We start from the raw sequence: 771 nt of genomic DNA on the forward strand, positions 1-771 counted from the left end.
CTGACTCCCGAGGATAAGTCGTTGGCATTCGGAGTTTGAGTGAGCTCGGTAATCCTGTGGGGACCCCTCACCCAATCAGTGCTCTACCTCCAAGACTCTCACCTCGAGGCTAGCCCTAAAGCTATTTCGGGGAGAACCAGCTATCTCCGTGTTCGATTGGCATTTCACCCCTACCCACACCTCATCCCCGCCTTTTTCAACAGACGTGGGTTCGGGCCTCCAGTGCGCGTTACCGCACCTTCACCCTGGGCATGGGTAGATCACACGGTTTCGGGTCTGCGACCCCAAACTCATCGCCCTCTTCAGACTCGCTTTCGCTACGGCTCCGCCTCTCCGGCTTAACCTCGCTTGGGATCGCAACTCGCCGGTCCATTCTGCAAAAGGTACGCCGTCATCCCTCAAAGGGGACTCCGACTACTTGTAAGCACACGGTTTCAGGATCTCTTTCACTCCCCTCCCGGGGTGCTTTTCACCTTTCCCTCACGGTACTGGTTCACTATCGGTCACCGGGTAGTATTTAGCCTTGGGAGATGGTCCTCCCTGCTTCCGACGGGATTTCCCGTGTCCCGCCGTACTCAGGATCCACTCTGCGACTTTGGACGTTTCGGCTACAGGGCTGTTACCTTCTCCGGCCGGCCTTTCCAGACCGCTTCGCCTACGCCCGCCGCCGCGTGATGAGTGTCCTACAACCCCCGACGCTCAAAAGAACGCCGGGTTTGGGCTCCTCCCGTTTCGCTCGCCGCTACTCAGGGAATCGCGTTTGCTTTCTTT

The 771-nt window shown here is 58.1% G+C and carries 1 rRNA gene; it reads right to left on the minus strand.

Annotated elements, in window-relative coordinates:
- A 23S ribosomal RNA gene (locus tag CCB157_RS17100) occupies positions 1 to 771 on the minus strand; the annotation flags it as partial.

This window comes from Caenibacillus caldisaponilyticus (assembly GCF_002003465.1).
In the GTDB taxonomy this organism is placed as follows: domain Bacteria; phylum Bacillota; class Bacilli; order Bacillales; family Sporolactobacillaceae; genus Caenibacillus; species Caenibacillus caldisaponilyticus.